Annotated in this window: 29 protein-coding genes and 1 pseudogene; 16 read left to right on the top strand and 14 right to left on the bottom strand. The window is 42.7% G+C overall.

The window, feature by feature from the left end:
• Positions 1-456: 456 nt before the first annotated feature.
• The gene (locus tag MIC7126_RS28580) at positions 457-1155 is read left to right on the top strand and encodes a hypothetical protein (protein ID WP_017652565.1); all 699 of its coding nucleotides are present in this window, start codon (positions 457-459) and stop codon (positions 1153-1155) included.
• A gap of 53 nt (positions 1156-1208) precedes the next feature.
• Here the strand turns inward: MIC7126_RS28580 and MIC7126_RS0107720 are convergent, their stop codons facing one another.
• The 6 genes from MIC7126_RS0107720 to MIC7126_RS0107695 form a co-directional block, all read right to left on the bottom strand.
• Complete coding sequence (locus MIC7126_RS0107720) at positions 1209-1475, bottom strand: hypothetical protein (RefSeq protein ID WP_017652564.1); 267 nt, start codon at positions 1473-1475, stop codon at positions 1209-1211.
• A 350-nt stretch (positions 1476-1825) separates the two neighbouring features.
• Complete coding sequence (locus MIC7126_RS27245; protein ID WP_017652563.1) at positions 1826-2242, bottom strand: hypothetical protein; 417 nt, start codon at positions 2240-2242, stop codon at positions 1826-1828.
• The gene (locus MIC7126_RS0107710) at positions 2239-2640 is read right to left on the bottom strand and encodes a hypothetical protein (RefSeq protein ID WP_017652562.1); all 402 of its coding nucleotides are present in this window, start codon (positions 2638-2640) and stop codon (positions 2239-2241) included. The genes MIC7126_RS27245 and MIC7126_RS0107710 overlap by 4 nt, the downstream gene beginning before the upstream one ends.
• A 37-nt stretch (positions 2641-2677) precedes the next feature.
• Positions 2678-3736: a hypothetical protein gene (locus tag MIC7126_RS0107705; RefSeq protein WP_238553619.1), complete on the bottom strand. Its 1059-nt coding sequence runs from the start codon at positions 3734-3736 to the stop codon at positions 2678-2680.
• Complete coding sequence (locus tag MIC7126_RS31540; protein WP_017652560.1) at positions 3706-6135, bottom strand: hypothetical protein; 2430 nt, start codon at positions 6133-6135, stop codon at positions 3706-3708. The genes MIC7126_RS0107705 and MIC7126_RS31540 overlap by 31 nt, the downstream gene beginning before the upstream one ends.
• Before the next feature lie 4 nt (positions 6136-6139).
• Entirely contained in the window at positions 6140-6445 is a 306-nt protein-coding gene (locus MIC7126_RS0107695) for a hypothetical protein (RefSeq protein ID WP_017652559.1), read from the bottom strand.
• A gap of 210 nt (positions 6446-6655) precedes the next feature.
• Between MIC7126_RS0107695 and MIC7126_RS0107690 the strand changes: the two genes are divergently transcribed.
• Positions 6656-7237 carry a tyrosine-type recombinase/integrase gene (locus MIC7126_RS0107690; protein ID WP_017652302.1) on the top strand — a complete coding sequence of 194 codons (582 nt, stop codon included), beginning with the start codon at positions 6656-6658 and terminating at the stop codon, positions 7235-7237.
• Positions 7238-7318: 81 nt separating this feature from the next.
• Here MIC7126_RS0107690 and MIC7126_RS30255 read toward each other — a convergent pair whose 3' ends face one another.
• Positions 7319-7474 (bottom strand): hypothetical protein, encoded by a 156-nt coding sequence (locus MIC7126_RS30255; protein WP_154655855.1) that lies wholly within the window; start codon positions 7472-7474, stop codon positions 7319-7321.
• A 22-nt stretch (positions 7475-7496) separates the two neighbouring features.
• Here MIC7126_RS30255 and MIC7126_RS30250 point away from each other — a divergent pair, with 22 nt between their 5' ends.
• Positions 7497-7865 (top strand): hypothetical protein, encoded by a 369-nt coding sequence (locus MIC7126_RS30250; RefSeq protein ID WP_154655854.1) that lies wholly within the window; start codon positions 7497-7499, stop codon positions 7863-7865.
• On the opposite strand, the gene MIC7126_RS0107680 is transcribed toward MIC7126_RS30250, so the two are convergent.
• The 4 genes from MIC7126_RS0107680 to MIC7126_RS32225 all read right to left on the bottom strand — a co-directional run bounded on the left by MIC7126_RS0107680 (position 7789) and on the right by MIC7126_RS32225 (position 9783).
• Positions 7789-8271: a hypothetical protein gene (locus MIC7126_RS0107680; protein WP_017652558.1), complete on the bottom strand. Its 483-nt coding sequence runs from the start codon at positions 8269-8271 to the stop codon at positions 7789-7791. The two genes, MIC7126_RS30250 and MIC7126_RS0107680, sit on opposite strands and share 77 nt — an antisense overlap.
• Positions 8261-8965, bottom strand: coding sequence for a hypothetical protein (locus MIC7126_RS0107675; RefSeq protein ID WP_017652557.1), 705 nt, complete (start codon positions 8963-8965; stop codon positions 8261-8263). Before MIC7126_RS0107675 ends, MIC7126_RS0107680 begins: the two co-directional genes overlap by 11 nt.
• Positions 8966-9169: 204 nt before the next feature.
• Positions 9170-9499 (bottom strand): hypothetical protein, encoded by a 330-nt coding sequence (locus MIC7126_RS0107670; RefSeq protein WP_017652556.1) that lies wholly within the window; start codon positions 9497-9499, stop codon positions 9170-9172.
• Between the two features lie 158 nt (positions 9500-9657).
• The gene (locus MIC7126_RS32225) at positions 9658-9783 is read right to left on the bottom strand and encodes a hypothetical protein (protein ID WP_274517484.1); all 126 of its coding nucleotides are present in this window, start codon (positions 9781-9783) and stop codon (positions 9658-9660) included.
• Positions 9784-9898: 115 nt separating this feature from the next.
• Here MIC7126_RS32225 and MIC7126_RS32220 point away from each other — a divergent pair, with 115 nt between their 5' ends.
• The 11 genes and pseudogenes from MIC7126_RS32220 to MIC7126_RS30240 all read left to right on the top strand — a co-directional run bounded on the left by MIC7126_RS32220 (position 9899) and on the right by MIC7126_RS30240 (position 15524).
• Positions 9899-10033: a hypothetical protein gene (locus MIC7126_RS32220; protein WP_274517485.1), complete on the top strand. Its 135-nt coding sequence runs from the start codon at positions 9899-9901 to the stop codon at positions 10031-10033.
• Between the two features lie 234 nt (positions 10034-10267).
• Positions 10268-10546, top strand: a complete 279-nt coding sequence (locus MIC7126_RS29120) for a hypothetical protein (protein WP_238553618.1) — start codon at positions 10268-10270, stop codon at positions 10544-10546.
• Between the two features lie 12 nt (positions 10547-10558).
• Positions 10559-10750, top strand: coding sequence for a hypothetical protein (locus MIC7126_RS0107655; RefSeq protein WP_017652554.1), 192 nt, complete (start codon positions 10559-10561; stop codon positions 10748-10750).
• On the top strand, positions 10743-10937 hold the full coding sequence (locus tag MIC7126_RS0107650) for a hypothetical protein (protein WP_017652553.1): 195 nt from the start codon (positions 10743-10745) through the stop codon (positions 10935-10937). The genes MIC7126_RS0107655 and MIC7126_RS0107650 overlap by 8 nt, the downstream gene beginning before the upstream one ends.
• Positions 10930-11100, top strand: a complete 171-nt coding sequence (locus MIC7126_RS30245; protein ID WP_017652552.1) for a hypothetical protein — start codon at positions 10930-10932, stop codon at positions 11098-11100. Before MIC7126_RS0107650 ends, MIC7126_RS30245 begins: the two co-directional genes overlap by 8 nt.
• A 111-nt stretch (positions 11101-11211) precedes the next feature.
• The gene (locus MIC7126_RS31885; protein WP_017652551.1) at positions 11212-11583 is read left to right on the top strand and encodes a hypothetical protein; all 372 of its coding nucleotides are present in this window, start codon (positions 11212-11214) and stop codon (positions 11581-11583) included.
• Entirely contained in the window at positions 11580-12428 is an 849-nt protein-coding gene (locus MIC7126_RS27240; RefSeq protein ID WP_017652550.1) for a hypothetical protein, read from the top strand. The genes MIC7126_RS31885 and MIC7126_RS27240 overlap by 4 nt, the downstream gene beginning before the upstream one ends.
• 352 nt (positions 12429-12780) lie before the next feature.
• A pseudogene (locus MIC7126_RS27235) lies at positions 12781-13595 on the top strand (IS110 family transposase).
• Between the two features lie 246 nt (positions 13596-13841).
• A complete protein-coding gene (locus MIC7126_RS0107630; protein ID WP_017652548.1) occupies positions 13842-14423 on the top strand; it encodes a 5-formyltetrahydrofolate cyclo-ligase in 582 nt (193 codons plus the stop codon).
• 14 nt (positions 14424-14437) lie between these two features.
• Positions 14438-15268 (top strand): carbohydrate ABC transporter permease, encoded by an 831-nt coding sequence (locus tag MIC7126_RS0107625; RefSeq protein ID WP_026100105.1) that lies wholly within the window; start codon positions 14438-14440, stop codon positions 15266-15268.
• Positions 15269-15332: 64 nt separating this feature from the next.
• Entirely contained in the window at positions 15333-15524 is a 192-nt protein-coding gene (locus MIC7126_RS30240) for a hypothetical protein (RefSeq protein ID WP_154655853.1), read from the top strand.
• An 86-nt stretch (positions 15525-15610) separates the two neighbouring features.
• On the opposite strand, the gene MIC7126_RS0107620 is transcribed toward MIC7126_RS30240, so the two are convergent.
• Both MIC7126_RS0107620 and smc read right to left on the bottom strand, forming a co-directional pair.
• Positions 15611-16597, bottom strand: coding sequence for a PRC-barrel domain-containing protein (locus MIC7126_RS0107620; protein ID WP_017652546.1), 987 nt, complete (start codon positions 16595-16597; stop codon positions 15611-15613).
• 58 nt (positions 16598-16655) lie between these two features.
• A complete protein-coding gene (smc, locus tag MIC7126_RS0107615) occupies positions 16656-20213 on the bottom strand; it encodes a chromosome segregation protein SMC (protein WP_017652545.1) in 3558 nt (1185 codons plus the stop codon).
• A gap of 193 nt (positions 20214-20406) precedes the next feature.
• Here smc and MIC7126_RS0107610 point away from each other — a divergent pair, with 193 nt between their 5' ends.
• Positions 20407-21075, top strand: coding sequence for a hypothetical protein (locus tag MIC7126_RS0107610; RefSeq protein ID WP_017652544.1), 669 nt, complete (start codon positions 20407-20409; stop codon positions 21073-21075).
• Here MIC7126_RS0107610 and MIC7126_RS0107605 read toward each other — a convergent pair.
• Entirely contained in the window at positions 21049-21378 is a 330-nt protein-coding gene (locus tag MIC7126_RS0107605; protein WP_017652543.1) for a hypothetical protein, read from the bottom strand. The genes MIC7126_RS0107610 and MIC7126_RS0107605 overlap by 27 nt on opposite strands.
• A gap of 247 nt (positions 21379-21625) precedes the next feature.
• Here MIC7126_RS0107605 and MIC7126_RS0107600 point away from each other — a divergent pair, with 247 nt between their 5' ends.
• Positions 21626-26770 (top strand): nSTAND1 domain-containing NTPase, encoded by a 5145-nt coding sequence (locus MIC7126_RS0107600; protein WP_017652542.1) that lies wholly within the window; start codon positions 21626-21628, stop codon positions 26768-26770.
• Positions 26771-26850 lie beyond the last annotated feature (80 nt).

Genomic DNA, 26850 nt, shown 5'->3' with positions numbered 1-26850 from the left:
GCACGCAGATGAGCGCTGATGTATGAGCGTTACTTTGCGTGCTTTTGCGGTTATTTTTTTAATCTTCATCGTACTAAATTAATTTATAGAAGTTTGCAAGAGTATTGATTAGCTATGAAATTATTTAGAACATTTTTCAAGACTGTAATCATGGCTTTTTTGATTACCATATTAACTGTAATTAGTGCTAGTCCAACATTAGCAGGTAATTTAGATTCTACAAGTATAAGTTACAGCGCAGTAGCTCAAAAAAATGAAATATGCCAAGCCGTAACTTTAGAAAAATTAGTATGTAGGTATATCGATGGTCACAAACGATGCTGGCACGAATGAAAAGTAGCTAGTAACTATGTAGGTTGAGTAAAGGCGCAAGCTTGCATATTTGCGCCTTTACTTAACACAAAAGTATATTATGCTATCTATATTGTAATGATCAAGTTAAATGGAAATTGAGTTATGCATCTACAAATACAAGACTTAGAAATTAAAAACAAAGAAGTTCATAAAATAACTGGTATAAAAAGAAATAAACTTCCTAAATCTTCTATTTTTTATAATCCTATTAAAAAATTCATTTTTGTGTTTTTCTCCCTAAGATTACTATTGGCTTATTTGTTTTTATCTTTATTTACATTAGCGGCAATTTCAACTGCATCTGATAGCAGCTTAGTCGAAAAAGATTCTAGTTATATATTTTTATTTTTTATTGCAATAATAATACTGTTAATAATATTAATTTCAATTAAACGTAATATTGACATAGCTAATCATAAATTTAAGCCTCTTTCTAAAATACTTGAGGAAGTAGATAAACATAACAAATTAGTTAGAGACATTGATATACTAGACCAGTTAAAAGCAGCAGGAAATCCAGTTAATCTAGATAATAGATTGGACGTTATTAAAGCTATAAATACAACAAAACAAGACCTACTTAGAGCACTAAAAACAGAAAAAATTTTAAGAGATAATCCTGAATTTAATCCAGAATATTTTACCGTTGATATAACGACTTTAGAAGCACTAAAAATCAGCGAAAAAGCTACTGAGTATGGACAAATACTAGAGCAAGCCTTAAACATAGAAATTAACTTGCAAATAGAAATGAAAAACATATTTACTAGAATCCCCACAAAAAAGCGATCGCACTCCTGAGAAATGCGATCGCCCGGCAGAGATAACCTTAATAGAGCAATCCTAGATTAAGTTCAAAGTTTGTCCTTGTGGCGAAACTCAGCTTTAATCTCAAGGATATCGTGAGAAATCAAGTCGAGGCGTCTGTCCATCTCGATCATCACTTGTGCGATCGCTTGTGATATCTGCTCCTGGTTGCGCTTGAGATGCAAAAAATCTCTTTCAGAAGCATATTTCTTTTTTTCACTATTCACATACCAAAGTATCGCGCCAGTGGCGGTAGTAAATAGCGCCAAAGCAAAGCTGCATAAAGCTACAAAAAAATTAGCGTTAAAGTTCATGCTACTCGAAACCAGAAAATAGGAGTTTGAACTTGAAGAGATAAATTATTAATGGGCGCGACAGTGGGCATATTTCCATAAGGTACCAACAACTGCCGATACGAAAAAGAATAACTCTCTGATGCCGTTGTCATGGCTGGATTGCCAAGGAAGTGCAAGCTTCCTGAGAAGCTAGTACCTATTGAAATGTTGGGTGGGATATTGCAGTTGATCGCTATCCAAGTGTTGTCCAGGAAGACTTCCCAGTAAGCCGCTTCACTTGATAAGCAAGCGTATTTACTATTTGAATTAGATTAAGAGAATTATCTGATTCTGCGGGGTTGGTATTGTCATCTATATTTATCGGCATATCAGCCCCCTATTAAATCATTGAGGTCATCAATCTTGTCCTCAATTCTTTCGACGGTTTGAAGTAGGCTATTAGCTTCAAATTCAGAGTCTAGGATTCTGTTAATAGATATTAACGTCCTCCCCAGAAACTGATAAGGAAAGAATTCTAATTGAAATCTTCCTTGTTGAGGAAAGCTAACTTGATAGTTTTTAGTTAAGTTAATTATTTGAGAACTTGCAACTAGCTTGTTAGGATAATCAATCAAAATCTGATCTAGTTTGCCCGCAGTTTGATAATTTTTGGCAAGCTTTGATTTTGGCTGAATCGTAATAATTAAGCTAGCGTCGTTGCTAAATAAGTAAGGAATGAGTACCGAAGAAACTTTTTTTAAATCCCATCTGTACTCACTCCGATAAACCAGTTGAGAAGTAATCATTTACTGCTGGTAACTACTGGATAGCTTCTGCCGTTGACGCTGACAAAAGACTGAGGTTTTTTAGACGCCCCAGACAAAAACTTTCTGATATCAGCAATTGTCGCGCCCGCTGGAACTGGGACACTTTTATATTTTTGCTTCCCATCTTTTGACTCACCGCCAACCGCAACTTTAATGCTTCCTGAACCCTTCGCACCTCGAACGGCGACCGTATTTCCTTTTTTGGTTTTGACGCCAGCGGAAGGAACTATTTTTAGCCCTAGCGCCTCTGCCGTAGATTTGAGCATGTACACGTATCGAGCCGATCCGCCGTTGGGGTTGCTCTTTGATTTTTTAGCTTTTCCGAATTCTACAGTCACTCGTATTCCGAGCTTTTTTCCTTTACCGTGTTCTGCCATTTTTACCTTCCTAATTTATAAGCAAGTTTGCTAGGGATTAAAGGTAATCAATAGCAATAATGGTTACTGCACCGTTAGATGCAGATGCTGTAGTAAAAGGCAAGTTAGCAGAAATCGTAGCAGAACTAGTTTCTAAATCAAACTGAATTTGTACGTTGTTTGGTTGGTTTTCTGCGGGTGTGACAGATTTCTCCGCTGCAGCAAGTAAACTAGCTATTTCTAGCAAAGCTTCAGGTAACGTATCAGAACTTAAATCGCCTCCACCATTAGCAAAAGCCGCATAAGTTGAACCCAGATAGTTGCTTGCTGCAATATCAATAGAGCCGTTTGATTGAATGTTTGGGGTAATTGGTAGAGTAGCTGCTACGGCAATAGTTCCCGTGTCAAAGCTAACTGTAGTAGAAAGATTTCGACGTGGAGGTAATCCAGGATTAGCCCCATTTCTTAGATTCTCGGCCGCGTCCAAGGCTCGGCAAACTTCAAAAAATGCAGCAGGAATTTGGGTTGATTTAAGGGTTCCGCTGGTTCCCGGATCAAAAGTACTCATTCGGTCTTCCTTGTATAAAATATAGTATCCATACTTGTAATTCGTTGTAGCCTGAAAAGTCCCCAAATTAGGAGGAATAAATTGAGTTACTCTCTTTGGGGTTAAGGTCGAAGAGAGTAGCTCCATTGATGCTGTTGCCGAAACTGGCATAACAAGTTGCCCATTAGCAACCACAGCATTAAAGTTTGCTTTACCTAAAGCTTGTCTAATATCTGAAGGCAATTCTTCAACAGCTGCACTCCAATCAGTATTAATTTCATTGCCAGATGGATTTATAGCATTATCCTCACTGTTATTGTCGTTGTTGCTATTCTGAACAATTGACTTAATGGGAGTAGTAGGCAAGAAAATATACCAGTTTTTTTTCCATTTAAAACCTATCTTAATTCCTTGTTTAAATAATTTTTTAATGAGCTGTAATAAATAATCATTTGAGTAATGTAGAAGTTTGGCAAAAGTGCTTAATTTAATGGCCAATCTTCCGTTTACGACAAAAACATTATCAAGTTCTAAGGATCTCATTTTTTCTTTCTTAGTTTCTTGCTCCAAGCTGGTGCTTTATCTTTTTGACCATTGCCAAAAAATTGACATAGTGTGGGAGTGACAGAAATTTTTTTGTATTCTTGATTAGAATTTGTTACTTGTGGTGGCTCTATTCCTTTCAATCGGTCGGGGTCTACATATTGTTTTAATGCGTTAATAACTCTTAAGCATTCAGTTTCGGTTTTACACCAAACAATAATTTTAGAGTTGTCGTTTAAAACTTGTATTCCTCGATAGTCACCTTTTTCATAATCAGGGAATTTAGGTTGATGTTGAGAACCGTATCTGTAATGCGGAAGTATTAATGTCCAACGAGAACGCCCAATCTTTTCATTACCTAAATTTTCAGCATATTGAATAGCTAACTGTGGCTTTTGTGGAGCGCGAGTTTGCCAATAGTCAGGTACGGATAGATACGCTTCAAATTCTTTGTTTTTTAAATTACATAATTCTTCGTTAGCTTTTGCTAACTCCTCAAATTCAGTTTGCGTTTTTAAAATTTCATTACCATTTTTTGTAGCTAAAACTTTAAAACTTGTATCGTTTCTTTTTGGTGTCCAGGTATCATTTTTTAATTCACAAACGACAATTGGAACTTTTATTTCAATCCAAAAAATGCTGTTATCATTCAGTTTTTCTCCCATTGATTTAATGCAAGGGGATTCACAAATATCGCCGGATGGATTTGTATTGGGATTGGGGTTTGTATTTGGACTAGGATTAGTGTTTGAATTGGGATTAGTGTTTGGGTTGGGATTTGTATTTGGTTGCGGCTTGAATCCGTCTGACGGAACTGTTTGTGGTTTTGGATTTGGAAGTCCAGACGGAACGCTTTGTGGTGGGGCTAGTGTACCAGGGCTACCAGATGGTGAACCCGTTGGTGTGTAACTTGGCCCAGTGATTTTGTAGCCAGTTGGCGTAGGTTCAGCCTCTGGACTTGGTTGTCCTTGTGGGGTGGGTGCTGGAGCTGGATTAGGTGCAAAATCAGGGAAATTGCCACCTAAATTGCCGGGCGTATTCGTGGGATTAGGTTTACTCTTAGGTGCGGGGTAAGCATGAGGTATCCAACCAGGGCTATCACCTCGTGGGCTACCTCCAGGAGTAAAACCACCAGGAGCATAATTATTTGGCGCTGGTTTTGGTGATGGTTGTCCTGTTGGCGGCGCGTAATTTTGATTTCCTGGATGAAAAAAAGAGCTAGGCACGCGATTGTCGCTAGGAATTGGTAATGGTGGTAAATTTTCAGTATCTGGCTTTCCATCAATCCTGACTACTTGAATATTCCTAAGATTGTAGGGAACAGTTGCAGGGTAGAATCCGCTTCCCTGTCTGAAAATTACTTCGTTGCCATTCGCATCTTTAGCGACAACCTTAATTCCCGGAGTTGAGGCTGTAGCATCTAAGGTGATTGAGGAGATAGGGCCATAAACATCTTGCCTATTAAATCTTTGATTGTCGTTAGGTTGATTATTAAAATATGTACTCCAATCAGCGATTACTTGATATCTTGTTGCATTTTGCCCGCCAAAAAATGGCGGCGCACCTTGATAATCGCTTAAGGGAGTATTAGCAGGATCGGGAAAGGCTTGATTATAAATAAAATCTGCAATAGCACCGCCGACCATTCCACCAATCATCCCGCCGACAAAAGTACCAACGGGGCCTGCAAGGGAACCAAGCGAGCCACCAACAAAGGAGCCGATAGCGCTACCAGCAGTACCAACTCCTGCTTGAATAGGGGATTGTCCTGCTGCTAATCGAAAACCGAATTCGGCAGCGTTACCAACGACTTTCAAACCAAGCCTACCAGCAGAGACAGGATTTGAGGTTGGCTTTGCACCTATTCCTGGATTTGGCCCGTTTACGGGAATACGAGGTGTGGCTGTGGGCGGTGTTGCGGTTGGGTCGGTTAACGGATAAGTCCGAGGAATGTTGGTTGTTGGAGGTGTTGCGTTTGTGGGTGTGGTTGGGCGCTTAACTTGACGCTCTAATAAATTGGCTATTTCTTGTTGCTGTTCAACGGGTGTGATGTTTCGCATCCGGGTTTTATTGGGATTAAAAACATCAGCGGGGTTTTCTGGTGGTAGCACTTCAACATCACGGCGCGGTGCTTCTTTCATTACACGCTCGTAGATGTTATCTATGCGGTGTTGTTGTCGAACTGCATCCGCTAGCTGTTGTTGTTTGCTCGCGTATTCAGCCGTAAGATTTTCAATTGAACTAGGCGCGGCTGGTGGATTGAAATTATATTTTGAAACTTGACTAAAACTGGTATCTCTTACTTGGAATTCTGCTTGAGGGATACTAGTAGAGTTTCTAACCTCAAAAAAGTTCTGTGGACTTGGTGCGTAGTCAAAATCCACAGATTTAAACGGAATTTCTAGTTTCTGAGGTTGAAATTCCATTAATTTAGTTGGCTTTAAAGATTGCAGGAATTGCTGTATTGCTTAGTTCTTGTGCAAATGTCCATAGTTTTGCACCACCAGCTAAATAGTCTGGCGACATTTGGATAGATTGGCGAATTAATGCTCGGTATTTGTTGTCAGCTTGCACATAAAATATTCCCGCCTGAGATACTCTCTCTGTATAACCTACGCCTTCAATTGCGGTAAGAGACGGATTGATATTTGCAAGTGTTAATCCTGACCAAACTGCTAGTTTTTCTAAGGTGTTGATGGCTGAGGGGATATCCGTTGAAAGGTTGATGGTGGTCATGTCAGATTAATGAAGTGAATAAACCCGTTTTAAGCAGTAATCAAAACAATGTAAATATTCCACTTTTATGTAAATCAAGAACAATCACTGAGGGCTGAAAAGCCTACCACCATTAGTATTTAAGCAGATATTGACTATATCTAAAAACGCAAATATTCCGAATTAACCATTGCAACTGGTTAATCCGGAACAATTCTGAGGAGAATTTTCATGAAAAATAACCGAAACGGACAATCGGCTATTTTAACTGACACGGACTATTCTAAAATCCGCAAGCAAATTAAAAGTCAAAAATACAAGTTGCTTTTAGATTTAGCTTGGTACACCGGGGAAAGATGGGGGGCATTGGTAAAGTTAAGGATAGAGGATGTTTACAATCCCAACGGCACGCCACGGGAATATATTAATTTTCGGGCGATTACTCGCAAGGCAACGCCAGACGGTAAGCGCCAAACAAGACAAGTGCCTGTACACCCTGTACTGGCTGAATCTTTATCTAATTACACTCCAGATTCTAGTTCGGGCTGGCTCTTTCCCTGCCGTGATGGTTCAATGCCAATCACGATTCGGTGGGCAGATAAAATTTTACGAGCTGCTATAGAAAGACTGGGTTTGACGGCTAAGGGTATTAGCACTCATTCCACCCGCCGGACTTTCATTACCAAACTGCACCGCAATGGAACTGACCTGTACACGATTAAGAAAATCACTGGTCACAAGGATTTTAAGTCGTTGGAACGTTATGTAGAAATTTCGGCTGATCGTGTTAAGGGGGCGATCGCTACTCTATGAACACTAAGCTGTTATTCCTGCAAATCGAAATTTTCTTCCAGCGCCTCCAGGAGGGAAATTACGATCACCCGGTGGACTTGGCTAAGGCCCTAGAAACCCTGGCAGACTTTGCCTGGGAGGAGGTAGATGAGCTTTACCCGCCATCAACATTCCCGTGACAATATTGACGAATAGTAAAAACAGCATGGCGATCGCTTTATTCATTGGGCGATCGCATTTTTTCAAGGTTGCAATCACAAGAAAAACCCTGTATCCTGCCATGACACAGGCGTTACAGGAAATGGACATGACTTTGCAACCAGGAACTAACAGTACCAGCTGGTCTTCGGCTTGGAACAATGGCAAGACTAAAACAATTCGCGTTCCAGTCAGACTTGCTGACCAAATTTTGAACTATGCCAGGGAACTGGATTCTGGCATAGATATTGAACAGCAAATAATTCTCAAATTTATTGATTCTTTTGTGGAACGGAGAAAAGCAGAGTTTCGCCCCAATCAGTACAGCCGTACTGCTTCACTAGAAAGCCGCCGGTGGGATGAACTCAAAAGATTTAGGAATTTGGTTGCGAATGGTGACGCCAAGAGTGAATCAAGTGTTGAATCTCTTGTGGTGTCTGTCCGTCGTTGATTGCGGCTTCTACATCTGCCTTTCGATTTTTAGCGATCGCACTATTTGCACTGCCAAGATAAATCCGATTTTTCTTCCTGCCAGTCATCCAGCAGTAGCGATAGTACCAATATTTATTACCAGAGCGCTCTACCCAGTATTTCTCTACCCAGTGGGTATCGTGTTGGGGCGCAACTTTTTTGGTATCTAATGCAACTTGCGCCCCAACAGGAAATTCTACGGTATCTAATTGCGTATCTTCGTTTACTTGCGCCCCAACACAATTGTACGGAGTTCCAGCTTGCTGAGTATCAGTTTTTTCTTGAATGTGTTGGGGCGCAACTATTTCATCCCAGTAAGGATCCTGTACTGTCTTAATCTGGCTTACAGGGGCAAGGGTGAACAAGGAGAGTTGTTTAGTGTTCATGAACAATTCTTCCCAGTCCAATTTGATTGAGCACAGTTACGGCGATACCATGCCTTGCCAGCTGTTCAATTATTGCCTGCCTTGCGGTGGGGAATCTTTGCCACTCCGCGGCCAGAACAGGCAACACTTGCTTGATGTTAAGAGGAATTTCTTTTTCTTCAGTTTTTAAACAAACTTCCGCGTTCTCTGTCTTCGACTTTGAGGAGTTGTCTAAAGGGTTTTCTATTATATTGTTGTGGCAATTCTGACTAATGGATTCTTCATTTTCGACAGATGGATTTGACTCAATCGCATTATCCATTTGCTCAGGTTGAACATTGAGCAGATTCAATGCTTTTTGGACGTTTTCTATCTCTAATTTGTACTGCCAAGTGCGATCATATTTGATGTGTGGATTGTGCCTTCTACTGATAAAACCTTTGTCCTCAAGGATACTAACCGCCTTGCGGATGCTGTGGATGCCATGCTCACCCATCAATTCTTGATGTAATCCATTTAGGGTTTTGTATATCCAATCTCTTGCTTTTGAGAGTGTATTACCCATCTGTTGAAGCTTGTTAGTCCAGAATTCAAATACTGCTAGTATCTTTGCTGCACAGTGATTACCTGTTATCTCTAAGTACTCACTTCTTAACAGCACGAGTGGTGCTTTTTCTGGATGTGTAATAACGCTTTTTCTGGTGTTTTCTGGCATAATAAAAAAGTTGGATTAGTGAATTTATCCAGCAACAAGGTACTTAATCGCCTTCGATTAAGAACTGAATTAGCAATCTAAAAGCTCCCCGCGGAAACTGAACTCTAGGGGCGCTTTTTAATTTTTGGTCAGCGGCGATCGCACTCTTCACTTCAGAGCGATCACTCAAAACAAAACCGTCCTCACCCAGCGGGTAGGACGGTTTTATTCGGTATCATTTATAGGAATTTCTTTTAGTTCTTGCAGCCTGCTTCTTAGAAGTTCGGCTTGCTGTTCATGGTAAGCCAGCTGTTTCTCTGTCTCTCCGATTAGCTGGCTGACGATTTTCCCAGGTATTGAGTTGTTTGAAGATGATCCTGAGGTATCGGAATCTCCTTCGTCGCTATTTTTTCCATCAACTGCGATCTGGTAAGACCCATGCTCTGGGCTAGCTGTTGCAGCATCTCCCAGGATTCGGGAGTCACTTTCAACGTTCCCGATATGACTGTTCTCCCGGAATTTGGGCGGCCGGTTCTTGGCATTTTTCATTACCATAATTAACTCCTCAATTATCGCACATCTAGAAGTCTGTTATTGACTCAGACGTTCAGACGTGCAATTATTATAACCATGAGGACTTCCAGAAGTCCAATTATTCGCTCCCCAACGCCTAACCCTTCGCGTTGCAACCGGAGCAAGCACCCACGCACTGCCTAGTCCCCGCGTGGAACACCCTTTGATTTGTACCTGATGCTTTCAATGCAAAAGGCGATCGCCCTACCAGTAGCACAGAGCGATCGCCAGTCAAATACCAAGTTATAAGGAGTCCATATTATCATTCAAAAAATTCTCGCAGACACAGCCAAACTTAATCGCTCCCAAGCCTTGGGATTATGTGCCCTAATCTGCATTGCTGCAAGAGAGAATACCAGCGTCGCTTACCAGTGGGAGGAATTGAATTTTTCAGATATTCCCCAGCACTTTGTAGACGCCACCGATGAGCTTGACGAGGATGGTCAAATCGTTCTGTTTTCTATAATCGCCGAGCAATTCATGGTAGAAAATGAAGCCGAAAACCTCGCTGTGTAAAGGTTTAGAGTGCTTAATCGCTAATCGATACCGACACTTAAACAGTTGTAAACACTGGTCATAGTGGCACTCAAGCTCCACCATGCCCACGCTTAAACCTCATCATGCACGGTCAATAGTCCGTGTATCATACCCCATGCATACATTATGGAAGCACCAGAAACCACCCGTAACGGGACTAAAGTCTCACCTAACAACGACAACACCAAGAGTAAGACCGACAGAAAGCGACACTTGCCCTCGTTACCTAGTGCAGTATCTGCCGCAGATATGTCTACCGTCAACTTCAGCGGACTAGTAGACAGAACACCAGTTGAGTGGACATCCCTAGAAAATTATGAAGCCTTCAGCCTAGCGGCCGACGGCTCCTTCCCCATGATGAAAGTATCACGCTCCAAAGCCGTCCGTCTTTCAGATCGCAAGGTTTTGATGGTAGGCAGTGGGCGGTGTTACCGCATCTCTCAAATCACAAACAGCCTGGCCAAGCCTTCCTCGAAGCCAGACCAGGAATAATCAAAATTTATCATGACTGACCCTTACGTTCAACGCCAACTCAAAAACTACCAACAAGCGCAATCGCAAGCTGGTAAAGATAATGCACTTTACCGACTAGGCACGCACCTTGAGATAATCGAGTGCAACGGCAACGCCAACCTCACCGAGGAGCAGCGGCAAACAGTTCTTGATGCTGCAGCAAAGGTGAAAGCTGATGAATGAAAGCCTTTATCAAGCATCACTAAAAGCGCTCACCGAGCATGGAGTACCCCAAGAGTTAGCGGAAAAAGCCTCAAAAGTTGTCGCCAAAGATGAGCCGGGAATTCCCCATTTTGGGCGATCGCCAGAAGACCAGCAAGTAGTGAATGAAGCTATGAAGCATTACTGGCAGAGTCAAGCCAATGAGTAAGCAGCCAGTCAACTTAAACCTCAGCGTACTAGGCAGTTGTGAAGCGGAGGTCAAAGATGCGATCAACTCCAGCTTTGAACCCTTGCCACAGCCCGACCCAGAACCGGTTGAGGATTCTATTTACAATTTCAACTTAATTCTGAATGCTGAGGGAGAAGGATGAACCAACTCTTAAGCCTGTTGTTAACTTTTCTCTCCCTCACATTCGCGCTGATTGCCCTGTGCAAAAACAGCGATAGTCCAATGTACTTAAAGATTGAGGTGCGGCATGGGCATGACGGGAAATGATTGGATTGAAGTGAAGGTTCCTAGCACTCCCAAATCTACCACTGCGAACACCTGGGTAGAATTGCATTTACCAAATGCTCAAACCCTAGGACGCTACTGTATTTGGGGAATTGGTCGAGTTGTTTTTAGTTGCTCACTATTTTCTGTGGTAGTCACTAGAAATATCCTGAAATTGGGTGTAGTTTTCTGCGACCACGTTGAACGCGGCGTGAAACACCTGCTCAAAGTATACGATGCGCTACCATACGGCGGCACTCCTGTTTCTCAAGTCATTGAAGCTTCAGCCGTTGCAGTAAGTGAACCACTAGAAATCATCACTGATATCCTTGCTGCAATTGAGGGTAAGCACAGGTCATGATCATCGGCGAAATGGGCACGGGAAAATCAACCTTAGCTCAATACTTGGCTTATACCGTTGGTGGACGAGTGCGCGTCTACGAGTGCGAAGGTACACCTCAAGACTGGCAAGGACTTGAGGTAATCGGCAAGGGTGAGAATTGGACAGCGATTGAATTGGGGATGTCTGCTGACCTGGAGGATCTGAGCAACCAACTCAAGATCCGTAACGAGAAAGGTGATGCAGCGCTGTCCGGGACTGAACGGGTAATTATTGCCGAAGAGTACCCCGAACTGGTTTCAAAAGTACCCAGTTCAGGGGAGTGGCTCGAACGCCACGCCAGAAGGGGCAGAAAAGCCAAGCGGTTTACTGTGTTGCTTTCGCAGTACGATCGGGTTGCCGCCTGGGGGTTGGAGGGCAAGTCAGATTTAGCCGATGCTTTTTTTAGAATCAGACTTGGTAAAAAAGCTCAAGCTCATGCAAAAAGCCTGAAAAATAACCAACTAATTGAATGGTTAAAACTCGACAAATCTCACGCATTGCTTAATGACCAACCGCTAAAGCTCCCACCTTACAGAGAGATGAAAGCGTCAACACAGCGCTCTGGTTCAACCATATTCCAACCATACTGCGATAATGCGATCGCCCCTCAAAAAGTGGCTGAAAAAGACCTCAAAACCGCTTACAGTCAGGATTCTAGCGATTCTTTTTCAGAAGAAAATCGCTTAGTGTGGCGAATGATACAGCGGTTTGGTGCGGGAAAAAGTGATAGCAGCATCGTCACCGAGGTGATGGGCTTCACTGGTCAGCGGTATGGGGATGGGAAAGACCTTTTGGAGCGATTAAGGAGGGAATTCGGGGGGTGAGACTTGAGTGCGATCGCCAGAAAGGTGCAGGCGATCGCCCAAATTATCAAGCTGTGGATTTAAGCATATAAATCATAACCAGTACTATGAAAAACTTAAAAACACCGAAATGCATTGAATGCGGTTCTCACAAAGTCAGGTTTGATCCTGATTTTGGTTTTTACAAATGTGAAAGTTGCTCAACCGTCTGGGCACTGGATGAGTCGGCTACTGCAAATGCGCTAATTCCACCCTGTGTCGCCGCAAGTTACCGCTTGCGGCATTGCCTTGAGAGTGAACGAGGCTACTGGCCTTCGGGTGATTCGCAGGCATCGACATTAGGGATTTTAGAGAACCACCTAAAGGGAACCGAATGATTAAAGTTTTAGGACTTGATGTGAGCAAGTCCTCAGTTTTGACTTGCTTGTTGACAGACAAGCCGACTCAACCACGTCAATTTTACTACGATTGCAAATTCCTAAAATTGGAAGCGAACGCTGCAGGAATTCGTGCGCTGCTAGAACTCCAGCCAGATGTAGCACTCATGGAGCCAACAGGGAATAATTACAGCAAACTCTGGGGTACTCATTTGGCCCGCGCTGGGGTTGAGGTGCGACTGGTTGGTCACAAGGAGTTGAGAAGTTACCGGGCTAATCACCTCGCGTTGCCAGATAAAGACGATGATGCTGACGCTTTGGCGCTCGCGTGTTACTACTTCGATTACCACCAGGAGCCGCGCCGATTTGTGCAGATTCGGGATGAAGTAATCGTAAAAATCCGAGAACTGGTGCTCAGGCTTGCTCACCTTAACCGGGTACAATCCCCCATCATCAACCGTTTACGACAAGATTTAGCGTGGCAGTTTCCAGAGGTGGCGCTAGTGCGATCACGTCGCGGTGCATTAGGTAAAGTGCCTTTACTTTGGGGCTGGCTCCCAGCTTGGAGTCGTCCGGCGATAAACATAAAACTAAAATTATTGGTGGGAGTGACTTATGCCGTAAAGCTATGTGGTTGTGGGTTTTTACTCGGATTGAACCCAAGCGATCGCGCCTTGCTAATCACATAGGAATCACGTTAGGAGAGTTACTGGATACTGAAAAATCTGCCGGTCGCCCTGTCAAACTGGTGAGAATGAAAGTTGCGGCTATGGCAGTCAGATTATTATTTCGGGAACTAACAAAAAAATGATCACACTATTTTTAGCGGCCTCCAAAAAAAACGGGCGAGGCGTTTATCACGCAATAATTTACGGCAGAGGTGAGAAACTTCGGGGACGAGATATTTCTCGTTGCTGGTACGTCCCTTGGGACTTTCGCTCCGAAAATTGCCATCGAGGGAAAAGAATGTTCAACAAAAGACAATTCACCAACTAGAGTGAAAGCATATTCAAGGGAAGCTGATGAGTAAAGTTGTAAATTTATTGTTTCAAGAATTGTGCAAGAAATTTCAGTTACCCTGAACAAAACAGAACTACGCCGGAATTTACTGAAAACGCGACAAACAATGTCCGTCGGACAATGGAGAGAAAAAAGCGATCGCATTTGCGCCCAGATTCAAACCTCAACCTTGTTCACCGACGCAAAAACCATACTTGCTTATTTCAGCTTTCGCCAAGAACCCGATTTAACTTTGTTATTCACAGACAGCAAATATCGTTGGGGATTTCCTCGCTGCGTTGGTCAATCCTTAGTTTGGCACTTGTGGACACCCAATAATCCCCTAACAATCGGCAATTATGGCATCACCGAACCCAAGCCCGACGCCCCAATTATCGATCCAGCCACAGTAGATTTGATGATCGTTCCCTGCGTCGCCTGCGACTATCAAAAATATCGCTTGGGTTATGGCGGCGGTTATTACGATCGCCTACTCAGTTTACCTCAATGGAACACCAAACCCACCATAGGCGTCGTCTTCGACTTTGCCCACATACCCCAATTACCCACACAACCTTGGGATCAACCATTGCAAGCCGTTTGTACAGAAAATGGTAGATGGGGAGACGACAAATCATAAATAACAAACAACAAATGACAAACAACCAACGCCTTAAAACAATCATCATTTATGGATTATTAGGAGCGATCGCCCTACTCACCCTATTTCCTCTGCTGTGGTTAATCAGTACAGCTTTGAAATCTCCCACAGAAAATATTTTCCAATCACCGCCCCAGTTGCTACCCAGTCAACCAACACTAGATAATTTCTCTGGAGTATGGCAGTCTTTACCTTTTGGACAGTACCTCTATAACAGCACATTTGTCGCCGTGTTAACCGTCGGCTTGAATCTACTCTTTTGCTCCTTAGCCGCTTACCCATTAGCGAGACTATCATTTCCGGGTCGAGACTGGATTTTTATAGCGATCGTCTCCACGATTATGATTCCCTTTCAGATTGTGATGATTCCCCTGTACATTTTGACAGTCCAGATGGGATTGAGAAACACTTATTTAGGAATCATTTTTCCCAGTTTAGCTTCCGCTTTTGGGATTTTTTTATTGCGTCAAGCTTTCATGGGCGTTCCCAAAGAAATCGAGGAAGCAGCTCGCATGGATGGTAGTTCAGAGTTGGGTTTATGGTGGGATATCATGATACCAGCCATTCGCCCCGCCCTTGTCACCTTGGCAATTTTCGTCTTTATCGGTTCCTGGAGTGATTTTCTCTGGCCTTTAATTGTGATTCAAGATGAAACTTTATACACCCTCCCTCTAGGAGTAGCAAAACTTGCAGGTACTTTTTCCCTCGACTGGCGCTTAGTAGCCGCAGGTTCAGTCATTTCCATCGCCCCAGCGTTGTTATTGTTTATATTTTTGCAACGCTACATAGTGCCAACAGAAACAAGTAGTGGTGTCAAGGGGTAAATTTTCCAGATCTGTCTTGTATGGTAGGGAATAGGGAACAGGGAACGGGGAACAGGGATGAGGGATGAGGGATGAGGGATATGGCGCTGGGCGTAACACATTTGAGGGTTACGATAATTGGAACGTGGATAGAGTCACCATTGCTACACCCAGAACTTGTGTAGAGGGAATACAACTACTGAACCAAACACGACGTCCACTGGTGCGGTTCACAGGTGGAGATACATCGAGAAGATTTACGATTAAGCGTTCTTGAAAATAGGGATTGGTACTTTGGTATCAATAAAAAATTCACCCCCTACCGAACGCAGCAGGGGGCGAATTTTTGGCGATTAATTAAACTTAATATCCGCCTTCTTCTTCGTATTCTGGCTGTTTCTCTTTGACTTTTTTGGGAATGTTCACAGGTTGTGGTGCGTCATCCCAAGCATCGCCTTCAACATCGTCGTAGTTGTCGTATTCTTCGGCGTATTGTTTTTTGAAGGGTTGGGCTTCAAATTTGGGCGGTTGCTGATACCTGTCTTTGTCTGTGGCTTCACTCCAGTTATCGTCTTCGTCTTCTTCTTCGTATTGAATTGATTCATATTGTCTAGCTTGCATCACCTGACGCTGTGGTCTTTCTTCTTCCACATAATCTTCGTCCCATTCTTCCCTCGCTACAGGTTCGGGAGTGCGGATTTTCGCTTTAGGTGGTTGGAGGGGAACTCCGCTAGGAAGTTGATTTGCGGGGGCTACTTGGCGTGGAGGCGCGTAGCCGTATTCTTCTTCTGCGTCTCGATCCCACGGGGCTTTACCAATTCCCAGGCGTTCTAGAACACCAACTGTCAATTGGTTGATTCGTTCTTCCGCACCTTCAAAGACAATCAATCGACTAGGGCCAGTGCTGACAATTTCATCTACAGAAAATTCGTAGGTACTCAACACTTGTTCGGGAATTTGGGGTAAGCCGAAGGAAGCGATCACTATTGAGTGGAGTTTACCAGTTTCTCCGTTAAATTTGAAGCCCCGCACTTTGCCCAAGACTTCGCCAGTTTCGGTAATTACTTCCCAGTTGATCAGGTTGCTGAGGGTCTCAACTTCGATATCTTCGATTACGTCTTCGTTATCAACCAAAATTACGTCACCAATTTGGTTGATACTGTTAAGATACATATTCCGGGGGATGCCAGAGATAGAGATCAGGCTGTCTCGTAAGCCAAGAGCCACAACCTCTCGTTGATCGATATCTACCCAGACTTGACTGACGATGCCTAACCGTTTGCCGTTATCACGGGTAATTACCTGGGTGTTCAATATGTCGGAACGTCTAATTATCTGTTCAGAGGTCATTCTATACGGAGTCCTGATCTCGAATCCGGTTTATCTATACACTATTATTAACAAAAACTCAAGCAGATGTATTGTCGGTTCGCAACTTAATTCCCAAAACTTGGGTGTAAGCTCCCCGTGCTTGAGTAACGCCAATTGTGCGTTCGGCTGATTCTATCATCGGACGACGCAAACTCACAACTATAAATTGTGCTTGTTGTGCTTGTTGTTTAATCATTTTAGCTAATCGTTCGACGTTGGCGCCGTCTAAAAACATGTCCACTTCGTCAAAGGCGTAGAATGGCGATGGGCGATAGCGTTGTAGAGAAAAGATGAAACTGAGAGCGGTCAGGGATTTTTCGCCTCCTGACATGGAAGCGAGGCGCTGTACGGGTTTACCTTTGGGGTGGGCGACTAAATTTAAGCCGCTGTTGAAGGGATCTTCGTTGTTTTCGAGTTGCAAATAACCGTCACCGTCGGAGAGAGTGGCAAAAATTGATTGGAAGTTTTCGTTAACGGCGTCGAAGGCTTCTTTAAAGGCGCGTTGTCGTAGGGTAGTAAAGTTTTCAATCCGTAGCAGGAGTTCAGTTCTTTCTGCTTCCAGGGTTTGCAGTTTTTGGGTTAGTTCTTGGAGGCGGTTTTGGGTGCGTTCGTATTCTTCTAAGGCCAGCATATTTACTGGTTCCATTGCTTGCAGACGCTTGGTGAGCGATCGCAATTCTTTGACCAATTCTTCTAAGTCTACTTGATCTGGGACTTCTGGGAGCGGGTTCGGTAAGTCTGCGGCTAGGGTTTGTAGTTGGGTTTGGACTGTTAGTAGTTCTTCTCTCCTGGTGATTTGCGTTTCTTGGAGTTTTTGCAGTTCCCATTCTAATTGTTGTTGACGCAGGAGATGCGATCGCAGTTCTTGTTCTGTGGTGTCGCGTTTTTGCTTTTCGCTGCCTAATTTTGCTTCTATTTGGGTTAAATTCTGTTTAGTTTGGTTAATTTCTGCATCTATCGCGGCGATTTGTACCGCGACGTTATTGATCGCCTCTCTACATGTGGTTTGTTGGATTTGGTATTCTAAGATCCGCTGCTCGGCTTCCTGGATTTTTTCATGCGATCGCTGTTGTTGATTTTCCAGATTTTTTAATTTTTGTTCTGCTTCCCTTAATTCTGTGTCTTTTTGTTGTAATTGTTGCTCTTGGCTTTTAATAGTTACTTGGATTTGTTGCCATTCACTAGGAGTTTGCGAGGTTTCTAACTCTGTTAACTCTTGTCGCCATTGTTGCAATTGATTTTCTTGTCCCGGTAATTCCCGCAGTAACACTTGTAATCGAGAGGCTGCGGTGGCGAATTTTTCTTGATTTTGGGCGAGATGAGAGCGACTTGCGGCTAGTTGCGAGGTTAAAGTTTTGATTTCCTTTTGCAACTGTTCTAATTGTAATTGCTGTTCTCGTCGCCCTTGACGAGCTTCTGTCACCTGTTGGGTTAACTGTTTGCTGCTAAGTGATAAACTAGCGATCGCTTCATTACACCGTTCTAAAACTCGTTCAATATCCACTAAGCGACTGCGTAAATTAGCGACTTCTTCTGATTCCGTCGCTTCTACATTGCCAAACCGCAACGCGGAACGCTGGGTATTACTTCCCCCAGTCATGGCGCCGCTCGTCTCTAACAATTCCCCATTTAAGGTGACGATGCGGTACAAACCTAAATTTTTCCGCGCGTGTTCCAAAGAAGCAAACACCACCGTATTTCCAAAAACATAACTAAATACATCTTGATAACGGCGATCGCACTCCACTAAATTCACTGCATAATTAATGAAACCGCTAGCGTAACGCAGCGTCGCATCTTGGACAAACTTTGGTGCATGAACCTTATTTAATGGTAAAAAAGTTGCTCTTCCCGCCCGCTTTTGTTTGAGGAGTTCAATTCCGGCCGCAGCGACACTATCATCTTCCACTACAATATGACCCAAACGCCCGCCGGCGGCAATTTCCAAAGCTAATTGATAGCTGGGTTCTACTTTACCCAACTGCACAACTAAACCACAAAGTCCAGGCATTCCCGATTGTAAAATCACCTTACTAGCTTGGGTTCCCTGGACTTCTTGCTGTGCTTGCGCTTGTGCTTCCAATTTATCTAACTGCCGTTGTTTTTCCCGCTGCTCTTGCAATAACCGCTTTTGGGTTTCTTGTTGGATTTGCAGTTCTTGTTCCGTCGCCGCAAGGCTTTGGGCTAAATTTGCAATAGGTTCGCTGGCTGTGTTAAATTCTGTTTCCAGACGACTACACTCAGCTTGCTTTTCTAACAACTGCGGTTCTAAACTTAGAATTAGTTGGGACTGCTCTTGAATTTGTTCTTGTAGTTGGTCATGACGTTCATTCAACTGTGCCTGTTCGGTGCGTTGCGGTTCTAGAGTTTGCAGCAAAGACTCAATTTGTCGATTCAAAGTTGTTTGTTGTTGTACCCAAGCTTCGGAAGCTGAAGCGATCGCTGCTGCTGCTTCCCGCGAACTCGCTAAAGCTTGTCGCGCCTCATCTCGTTGTTGTTGTAAAGAGGCGATATGTGGCGTCTGTTCCACCTGAGTTTGAGCAATTTCTGTTAAAGCATTTTGTTGTTGTTGAACTTCCTGCTGAGACTGCAAAACCCGCTTTCCCGCTTCCTGATTTGCAGTTTCTAACTCCGTTTGTTGTCGTAACAACTGCTTACGTTCGGCTTCTTGAGTAGCCAGAGTTGACTGTAAAGCCAACAATTCCTCTTCACCCAAAGCTTTGACATGAGCATTCAATTGAGCCAAAATCAGAGTTTTTTGCTCAATATCACCATTCAAAGTCCTCAATTCTGTGGTGAAATCAGCAAAAGAGCGATCGCCCCCTTGAATTTGATTGACTAATTTCTCCTGTTGTGCTTGTAAAGAACGCCAAGATAACACCGCTTCCCAAGATTGTTTAGCGAGAAATTCCGTGCGGAGTTTTTGATACTTTTCGGCTTTGGCTTTGTCTTGCGCTAGGCGATCGCGTTGTACAGTTAATTCAGTCTCAATAATCCGACAGCTATCCTCCCGCTCTTTCACCTCATCGAGAGTTCCCTTAGCTTGATTAATTTTGCGGTCAAACGCTGCTACCCCAGCCAATTCATCAATAATTTCTCGTCGTTCCCGCGCATTCATCGAGATGATGCTAGTTACATCTCCCTGCAGCACCACGTTATATCCTTCAGGGTAAATCCGCAATTCTTCCAACTGCTCATGTAACTCCGTGAGCGTACAAGATTCACCGTTGATATAGTAATTTGACGTATAAGTCCCCTGGTGCGTCACCCTTAATCTTCTGGTAACACTCCATTCTAGAAGAGATTGTGCATCTGGGACTGAAACATCCCCAATATCAAACGTCACCGTCACACTAGCTTCAACCGTAGAACGTCCTTTCGCCGTCTGCGTATTATTCACCAAATCCGGTAAACGTTCGGCGCGCATCCCCTTAGAACTAGCCAATCCCAGACAAAACAACAGGGCGTCTAAGATATTCGATTTACCCGAACCATTCGGCCCAGATATAACAGTACACCCAGGAAGTAGAGGAACCTGAGTAGTACCGCCAAAAGATTTAAAATTGGTGAGTTCCACACGCTTGATGTGGACCATAGGCGCTAATTAACTGGGCTAATGAAGTTAAAGTGTATCAATTAACTCAAAGAAAGCAAGCATTTGCGAGAGAAAATTCACTTTTTTCTACTTTTGCAGAACCAATTGGCTAGACCAACTGATGATAGACCTGGACGTCGTGATAGCATTATAGCCAGGATACAGCCATCAGCATTGCCTGATGAGGGAAGCAATGACACTCACCATAGACGCCAGAAACCTGAGGCTCAGAGACGTTCAGCGGTTGTTAAAATTTTCAGAGCAGTTGAATGAGCCAATTACATCATTACTCTCTTTAGAATCGCTCACAGAATTTGAACAACGAGAGTTACAAATAATTAGCAATATATTCAATGAATATTACGCATCTGGCAAAATCTCCGAAGGACAAATCAAATTTCTTTTTTTAGCACCACTAATGAAACTAGCTGGTTTTTATCAACCCAGCATTAAAATTACCCTAGAAGAAAATATAGCCGATATTTATATAGAAGACGAAGACACCAACATCAAAGGTAGAATAGACATCTTAGCTGTCAAGAAAACCCAAAAACAAACAATATCCACACCGTTTTGGATAGTGGTAATTGAATCTAAAAATAGTGGTATTAACGCTACAGAAGGACTGCCACAATTACTTACCTACGCTTATCAAAGTCTAGAATATCAAACATCCACTTGGGGTGTAACCACCAACGGCATGGATTATCAGTTTGTTTATCTACAATCAGGAAGTTCACCAACTTATCAAGTATTCCCCAAATTAGACATAACTCGTGCAGAATCTGCAATTGAATTATTACAGATTCTCAAAGCAATCTGTAATATCAACTCTCTAAACCTCAGCGTACCTCTTAACTAAGACTGCCATTTCGGCGTGTCCATTTGCTATTTTCGCGTGTCCATTTGCCATTTCGGCGTGTCCATTTGCTATTTTCGCGTGTCCATTTGCCATTTCGGCGTGTCCATTTGCCATTTCGGCGTGTCCATTTGCCATTTCGGCGTGTCCATTTGCCATTTCGGCGTGTCCATTTGCTATTTTCGCGTGTCCATTTGCCATTTCGGCGTGTCCATTTGCCATTTCGGCGTGTCCATTTGCCATTTCGGCGTGTCCATTTGCTATTTCGGCGTGTCCATTTGCTATTTCGGCGTGTCCATTTGCCATTTTTCTTTCTTTTTTTATCTTAAAAAGTTAGAAGACCACGAGGGGCGAGGCTTCTAAAAGTTCTTACTTCATCCTTTATCCTTTATCCTTCATCCTTTCTTCGGTTAATTCTCGCCCTATATTTTTAGTCGTATACTTTTGAGATTATCTGCTGACAGAAGTAGGCGATCGCCTGCATAATTGCTGCTAACTCAACCTAATAAATAGCTTCATTCTCCATTGCCTATTCCCTATCCCCTATTCTAAAATGTGTCCACGCGGCGTTACTACTAGTCGTTCAACTCACTCTCAACAAACAACTACTGCTAAGTTGTGGCTATTATTGGTGGGAGTTAACCAATATCAAGATCATCAACTTCCTGCTCTGCGTTATTCGGCGGTTGATTGTCAGGTTTTGGCTGAAGCTTTGACAACTGCGACACAAGCACAGTTTCCTCAAAAAGAAGTAAAGATTTATCACGATTTGGCTCCGCGATCGCCATTATTAGCAACGATACGGGAAAGTTTAGCAGAAATTGCGGCTGTTGCTCAACCAATTGACACAGTTTTGTTTTATTTTTCTGGTCATGGAATGTTGGAGTCGAGGACTCAAGAAGCATTTTTATGTTTAGCGGATACTCAAAAAGATAATTTAGAAGCAACTGGTTTAGCTGTCAAGGAATTGTTATCACAATTAAGTAAAAGTGGAGCACAAAATCAAGTAGTTTGGTTAGATGCTTGTCATAGTGGGGGAATGACGCTAAGGGGAACAATAGCGGCACCATTTTTAAATCCTACATCGCAGTTGGTGGAAGTTTTGCAGCGCAGTGCTGCTAAAGGTAAGGGATTTTATGCTTTGCTTTCTTGTGATGTTAATCAGCAATCTTGGGAATTTCCGGAACTGGGACATGGAGTATTCACTTATTATTTGATGCGGGGTTTGCAGGGTGGTGCTGCTGATGCTCAAGGGGTAATTTTTGCTGATGGGTTATATCGATATGTTTATCACCAAACGCTACAATATATTGATAAGACGAATCAACAATTACGACTAATTAATCAACAAAAACGCGGGAAGGGAGATACACAACTTTTTGGTGAATATCCGCTACAAACTCCCAAAAGAATTGTGGAGGGAGTAGGGGAATTAGTTCTTGGTTCTATTCCTGTAGTTACCGAGTCGTATCCTCCTAGAACGGCGTTGGTAATTGATGGGCTGAGTGGTTCGCAAGCGACTCTTGATTTTAGTCAAGAGTTGGTTGATGCGGGAATGTTTGAATTAGAATATTTACCTCGTCCTGGTCAAACAACGGCTGCAGATGTGCGGGGAGCAATTCAAAAGTATTTACATTCAGGAATTAAGCAAAAACCCGGAGGTGAAAAACCGGGAACTGTTTTGTTATATTTGCGCGGACGACTAGAAGAAACTCCATCTGGAGAAACAGCTTTATTAATTGCGGAAGATATTTGGTTGAGTCGTTCTTGGATAAGACAGCAGTTACGCCGTTCTCAAGTTGCTCAACAAATTATTATTTTAGATTTTCCTGTCATCTCCACTGCTATTTCTGCTCTCAAAGATTGGGTGGAGGAATTGCAGTTAGATTCCGAAACAGCACAATGTATTATTGCGGCGACTTCATCTAAAAACGATTCTGAATTATTCGCTGCTACCCTCATCAATACTCTCAAATCGGCTGCGAAAAGTGCAGGTTTATCTGTTGCTGGTTGGATTACTCAATTACAAGTTCAATTTGCAGCCCAAACGCCACTACATTTTTGGCTATCCGGTACACAAGGAGTAATAGAAATTATTCCCGCCACTACGGGAACTCGTAATTCTTATAAAGCTGCGGCGTTAGATTTAAAAATTTGTCCTTATCGAGGATTAAGGGCTTTTGGTGAGGAAGATGCTCAATATTTTTATGGGCGAGAATCTCTCACTCAACATTTAATTAGTCAATTAGCTCATAATTCTTTTTTGGCTGTGGTGGGTGCTTCTGGTAGTGGTAAATCTTCAGTTGTTCAAGCGGGATTAATTGCTCAATTGCGTCAGGGTCAGCAATTACCTCATAGTGAAACGTGGTTAATTAAAAGTTTGCGTCCTGGTTCTCGTCCTTTGGAAGCTTTAGCTAGAAGATTGGGAGGAATGAAGGAGCAGGGAGAGCAGAGTGAATCGGTAAATGATTACTCTTTTTCATCTTCTCCATCCCCCCATTTGGTATTAGAAGGAATGCTTTATCAAGGGGTGGAAGGTTTTGTTTATTGGTTACGGAGTCGTCCTGAACCGATGGTGGTGTTGGTGGTAGACCAGTTTGAGGAATTGTTTACCCTCACACCGGATGAAGATAGATTGCGGTTTTTAGAAATAGTGTTGGGTGCGGTGGAATATGCGCCGGATAGGTTTAAGTTAGTGATGACTTTGCGGGCTGATTTTATCGCTGCTTGTTTAGAAGTACCCGCTTTGGCTAGTTTATTACAGCGCTCTAGTGTGTTGGTTCCTCCCAGTTTAACTGATGGTGATTACCGTCGCGTCATTGTTAACCCAGCGGAGCAAGTAAAGTTACAAGTAGAGCCGGAATTAGTGGAGGTTTTGGTACAAGAATTAAATCATTCAGCAGGAGATTTACCACTTTTAGAATTTGTGCTGGAACAGTTGTGGGAATTTCGCCAAGCAGGGAAATTAACTTTAGCAGCTTATCAGCAACAAGTGGGAGGAATTAAAGGTGCTTTGGAACGGAAAGCGCAAGCAGTTTATGAAAGTTTAGATAACCAAGCTAAAGAATGTGCGCGGTGGATTTTTCTGTCTTTAACGCAGTTGGGAGAAGGGACAGAAGACACTAGAAGACGAGTTTTTAAATCTGAGTTGGTGGTGAAGAAATACCCAGATGAATTAATCGAAAGAACTCTACAAGCTTTAACGTCTGCAAAATTAGTTGTAGTTAATTTAGAAGAAGAAATCGGAAACAGTAAAGGAAGCAACTCGATTTCTCCTGCTGCTGCTTCTGCTTCCCCGGTGACAATTGAGGTAGCTCATGAAATTCTCATTCGTCACTGGTCAACTTTGCGCTGGTGGTTGGAGGAGAATCGTAGTAGACTGCGATCGCAGCGTCAAATTGAACAATCAGCGGCTTTGTGGAAACATAATCAGGAGTTAGCTGATTTTCTTTTGCAAGGTGTGCGTTTGGCGGAAGCGGAAGAAATTTATGTTAAATATACTGATGAATTATCAACAGATGTGCAAAATTTCATTGCTGCTTGTTTAACAGCTAGACAACAACAACAATTTGCACAAAAAAAGCGTCTGCGTCAAGCTCAAAGGGCTGTGGTAATTATTAGTGTTTTGGGGATTGCGGCTTGCGGTTTAGGTGGTGTGGCTTATTTACAAAAACAAGCTGCTCAATTACGAGAAATTGCAGCTTTGAATGCTTCTTCTCAAGCTTTATTATTATCGCATCAACAATTAGAGGCTTTAATTGCTGGTGTGAAAGCGGGAAGAGAAATCAAGCGAGTTTTTGCTCCCAATCGAGATATGCAATTAGCGACTGTAGCGACTCTCCAGCAAGCGCTTAGTCAAACTCAAGAAGTGAATCGTTTGCAAAATAATAGTCAACAGGTCAACGCAGTCGTTTTCAGTGATGATGGTAAATTAATTGCTGCTGCTAGTGATGACCAGACGATTAAAATCTGGAATTTGCAAGGAAAATTAATCAACACTATCACAAATAAACAAGGTAGATTTACAGCCGTTGCTTTTAGTCCTGATAGTCAATTGATTGCGGCTGCGAGTACAGATAAAACTATCAAAATTTATGGAATTGATGGGAAGTTAATCTCTACATTTGCTGGACACACTGATATCACAACCGATGTCGCCTTTAGTTATGATGGAAAAATTGTTGCTTCAGCCAGTCGAGATAAAACTATCAAGTTGTGGAGCCTCAATGGAAGTTTAATCAAAACCTGGAATGCTCATAACGGCTGGGTAAATACTATAAAATTTAGTCCTGATAATCAAACTATTGCTTCTGGTGGTGAAGATAATTTAGTTAAACTTTGGCGAACAGCAGACGCTAAATTAATCCGAACGCTGACGGGACACCAAGAACGTGTCACCTGCGTCAAGTTTAGTCCTGATGGAAAAATGATTGCTGCTGCTAGTGATGACAAAACTATCAAGATTTGGAACTCACCAGGAAAACTTCTACAAACACTAGAAGGTAATAATAATCAAATTAATAGTATCAGCTTCAGTCCTAATCAACAATTATTAGCAGTGGCTGATGTTGATGGGATAGTGAAAATTTGGCAGAATAAAAATCAAGTTAAAACAGAATTTGTCGTTCAACAAACCTTATTAAGTCATGGCGCCCAAGTGACTGATGTTAACTTTAGTCCAGATGGAAAAATTCTCGCTTCTGCTAGTGCTGATAAAACTGTGAGACTTTGGGAATTTCCAAAAACATCCCAGCCAGAATATGCGGGTAGTTTTTACAGTGTAAGTTTTAGTCAAAAGCGTCAACTTTTCGCCGCTGCTGGGTGGGATGGTAAGATAAAAATTTGGGCAAATAATGGTATTGTGAAACTAATTCCTCATCACCGGATTATCTTTGCTTTAGATTTTAGTCCCAACGGTAAAATTATCGCCGCTGCTAGTGATGATAAAACTATTAAATTATGGGACACGCAAAATGGTAAAATAATCCAAACACTCACAGGTCATACTGAGCGCGTCACTAGCGTTAGTTTCAGTCCCAATGGTAAAACACTCGCCTCTGGTAGCGCAGATAAAACTATCAAATTATGGCGAGTTGCTGACGGTAAACTTTTAAAAACCATCAAAACAGGTACAGAAGAGATTACCAGCGTTAGCTTCAGTCCCGATAATCAAATGTTAGCTTCGGGAAGTTATGACAAGACAGTAAAACTGTGGAAACTTGATGGTAGTCTCGTCAAGAATTTACCAGGACATGGACTAGCGATCGCATCTGTGAAATTCAGTCCAGATGGTACAATAATTGCATCTGCAAGTATGGATAACACCATCAAACTTTGGCAAATAGCAGACGGAACCCTTATCAACACCCTCGCTGGACATAATAACGGCGTCACCAGCTTAAGTTTCCTACCCCACACTTCCATACTCGCTTCTGGTAGTGCTGACAATACAATCAAGCTGTGGAATATCAGCGATGGAAGTTTAATCAAAACCCTCGCCGGACATCCAGGCAAAGTCAACAGTATTAGTTTCAGTCCCGATGGTAAAATTTTAGTCAGCGGTAGTGAAGATAGCGGACTCACATTGTGGGATTTAAATCTTGATAACTTGCGACTGCAAGGATGTTCCCGAATAAAAGATTACCTGAAAAATAACGCCAATGTCAATCAGAGCGATCGCCAGATTTGCCAGCAATAATTATCGCACCCAAAAATCATACTCTGCGCCCCTTGGCGTTAAAAAATTTTCAAAACTCATATTTAACAGTTAACAATAAA

The sequence above is a fragment of the Fortiea contorta PCC 7126 genome, from assembly GCF_000332295.1.
Taxonomy (GTDB): Bacteria; Cyanobacteriota; Cyanobacteriia; order Cyanobacteriales; family Nostocaceae; genus Fortiea; species Fortiea contorta.
This window is presented reverse-complemented; position numbering and strand designations above follow the sequence as displayed.